Source organism: Parageobacillus thermantarcticus (genome assembly GCF_900111865.1).
GTDB classification, from domain to species: Bacteria; Bacillota; Bacilli; order Bacillales; family Anoxybacillaceae; genus Parageobacillus; species Parageobacillus thermantarcticus.
The window spans coordinates 1-3,512 of sequence record NZ_FOJS01000070.1 but is presented as its reverse complement, the minus strand read 5'-3'; the positions used below and the strand labels follow the sequence as shown (position 1 = coordinate 3,512).

The following is a 3,512-nucleotide window of genomic DNA, read 5'->3' as shown; positions in this document are numbered from 1 at the left end:
ATTGCCGTTTTCAGCTACGATGCCATCCGCGACGAACCGTCCTCGTTTACGCTTCAACTTCCGTTTGGCAACATCCTTCACTTCCGCTTTTTCACCGTTGAACTACGTAAACAAAATTGGCGCAACTACATTCGCAGCGACAACCCGATCGCCGCTGCGCTGTTAAGCAAAATGGGGTATACTGAAAATGAACGAATCGAATTGAAAAAACAGTTTTTGCGCATGTTAGTCCGTTTGGAATTGGATGAAGCAAAGCAGCGGCTGTTGCTCGGCTTTTTTGAAACATATGTGAAATTGTCGGATGAAGAAGAACAACGATTACGAAACGAGGTGAACCAAATGGAAACGAAAGAAAAAGAAAAAGTGCTGGAGCTGCTGATTTCATATGAACAAAAAGGGAAAAAGGAAGGGTTAGAAGAAGGATTTAAGCAAGGGATGAAGCAAAAAGAGCGCGATCTTATTCGCAAAATGTCGGAAAAAGGAATGGGCGTAGCGGAAATTGCACATATGCTCGATTTGACAGAAGAAGAAGTTCGAGAAAGATTGAAAGGTAAATGATATTTTCCTGCCGGTTCGGTGTCTGGCACCTGTCAAAGGAGAAAGTTGTCCCAAGATGATGGGCAGCTTTTTTGTTATGGTCGCTCGAATGATGATGTATAAAATTTTGCGTAAAGCATTTTGCTATATAAGTTGAAATTTTGTTTTACATTCAGCTGATCACTCGCCACGTTATATCATATCGACTTGTATTAAGATGAAAACAGAAACGACAAATCAGAAATTTTTTATTGCAACTTATATAGATCACTCTGGTCGGACCAAAAATCTTAGAGAAAGGAGAACCCTATCTATGTCTTAAAAGTATATCGAATATCGACTGGGCAATTTAACTGAAAAGTGTTATTGACGCGGCATCTGCCACTTGTCGAATAATGAATATATTCAAAGTTTTATTTCAAGTAATACTATTTCTACTAGATGATGATATAATATAGAATGGATCGATTTGGAAAGGTGGTGAGACGGTGAACCACTATTATTTTTCTGAATGCAAAGCGAACGAAAAAGCGTCCAAATTGCCATTCATCTTTATAGCGGTTCCTTTATCCAATCTACTCTTATCCACTTGATCGCTTATGGACTGAGAAAGCCGAGTTCGTAGTACATAAAGGCCGATTGTTCATTCGTATCATTTGAAACAGTGATTTATTATGTAACAAATTATTTAATTGTACTAATATATTTTCTAATTTATCGACAATAGTGACATACTATAAAGTAATTATGTTATAATAAATCCTGAAAAAGTTAAGCGTATGCATAGTCAGAATGGCTTTGAGAGAGATTGTTTATATGCTTTCTGCAAATCTTAGGAAATAAGGTGGTAAACATGGGTAGCGAACAAACGAAAACAGATGTGGTCTTAATCGGTGCTGGTATCATGAGCGCGACTTTAGGGACGCTATTAAAAGAATTAGCGCCAGATTGGGAAATTACAGTATTTGAGAGACTCGCAAAGGCAGGAGATGAAAGCTCTAACGAATGGAATAATGCCGGAACCGGTCATGCGGCACTTTGTGAGTTGAATTACACGGTCGAAAAACCAGATGGATCTATAGATATCAGCAAAGCGATAAAAATTAATGAACAGTTTCACGTTTCATTGCAGTTTTGGTCATATCTTGTAAACAGCAAAGTGATTGATGATCCAAAGGACTTTATCCGGCCATTGCCTCATATGAGCTTAGTGCAAGGAGAACAAAATGTAAAGTTTTTAAAGAAGCGTTTTGAAACAATGGTTAACAATCCGTTATTTAAAGGCATGGAATTTTCCGATGATCCGAAAAAATTGCGGGAATGGGTTCCGCTTATTATGCAAGATCGGACATTGAAGGAACCAATAGCGGCCACTAGAATCGAATCGGGAACCGATGTCAACTTCGGCGCTTTAACGCGCAGATTGTTTGACCACTTAAAGAGTAAACACGTCGATATAAGATACAGACATCATGTGGATGATATCAAACGCACTAGCGACGGCTCGTGGGAATTGAAAGTGCGGAATTTAGACAGCGGTGCCGTTGAACGTCATATTGCAAAATTCGTTTTTATCGGGGCCGGAGGAGGAAGCCTGCACCTGCTGCAAAAATCCGGTATTCCTGAAGGAAAAGGGATTGGAGGATTTCCGGTAAGCGGGTTATTTATGGTGTGCAATAATCCGAAAGTTGTTGAGCAGCACCATGCAAAAGTTTACGGAAAAGCGAAAGTTGGCGCTCCTCCAATGTCTGTTCCGCATCTTGACACGCGATTTATCGACAATAAAAAAATGTTGCTATTTGGACCGTTTGCCGGCTTCTCACCAAAATTTTTAAAGAACGGTTCCATGCTTGATTTATTCACTTCTATCAAACCGCATAATCTTTTAACGATATTGGCGGCTGGTGTTAAAAACATGGCCTTGACCAATTACTTGATCCAGCAAGTGATGTTATCGAAAGAACAGCGCATGAAAGAGTTGCGGGAATTTGTTCCGAGCGCCAGAAGCGAGGATTGGGATGTAATCGTAGCAGGTCAACGTGTGCAAGTGATTAAAGATACGGAGGCTGGCGGCAAGGGAACGCTTCAATTTGGCACGGAAGTGGTTCATGCGGCGGATGGTTCAATCGCTGCCTTGCTCGGCGCTTCGCCAGGTGCTTCGACTGCCGTTCATGTCATGCTTGAAGTCTTAACAAAATGCTTCCCTGAACATATGAAAGAGTGGGAACCGAAATTGAAACAAATGATTCCTTCTTACGGTGTGTCGCTCATGGAAAATGAAGAGCTTCTGCGCGAGATTCAGGCTTCAACAGCGAAGACGCTTGGTCTAAATGGAAACTTGCTGCTACAGCTAGCCTAATAGAATGCGCGCGCCGTCTCCTTGAACGCGGTGCCTGTCACCTGTCGATAATAATGAAAATAGCAGCCATTGAGCAGACATTAAATTATTTGATGGGATATGAAACAAGGGAAGTTGCATGAAGAATTTAACAGAGAGCGAGAACGTGTACATTAACGATCAGTTAAATGATGCGCAAATAAGGGGATTGGCGCTGCTAAAGCTATTGTATGGCTGCGAGATAGATATTTTTTACGTTGCTGAGGTAGGAAGAGTTATACAGGAAAATTCGGTTGTTCGGGAGTTTTAACATAGTTCCGAAAGAAGTCTCCCGCTTCAAGCGCGTGAAGGGCATAGCCCAGCGATAAGCGGGAGATGAATTTCGATTGGCGTTAGCCAAAACGCATGATAAACTAAATGTATACCATGTTCTTTGATAAGTGGCTATATGGGGTTGAGTGGACAAATGAGTCGGCGAAAACCAAGCAGATCCTTCCACTCGTAAAATAGCCAAGGTGCAAAAGAACTTCTGTCACATCGGACACCTAGGGTTGGGACGACCCGAAGTTACGCTCAGGGAGACGAAAGGTTGCTCTCGTCGTGGAACTGAGAAGCTCCCACTTCAAGCAAAGCTAAG

General features: G+C 41.6%; 3 protein-coding genes. All 3 read left to right on the top strand.

The window, feature by feature from the left end:
* A partial coding sequence (locus BM278_RS17140; protein ID WP_482809933.1) for an RpnC/YadD family protein occupies positions 1-558 on the top strand: 558 nt, incomplete at its 5' end.
* Between the two features lie 823 nt (positions 559-1,381).
* On the top strand, positions 1,382-2,896 hold the full coding sequence (locus tag BM278_RS17135; RefSeq protein ID WP_341871196.1) for a malate:quinone oxidoreductase: 1,515 nt from the start codon (positions 1,382-1,384) through the stop codon (positions 2,894-2,896).
* Positions 2,897-3,014: 118 nt separating this feature from the next.
* Entirely contained in the window at positions 3,015-3,185 is a 171-nt protein-coding gene (locus BM278_RS18980) for a hypothetical protein (RefSeq protein ID WP_167359680.1), read from the top strand.
* The last annotated feature ends 327 nt before the right edge of the window (positions 3,186-3,512 follow it).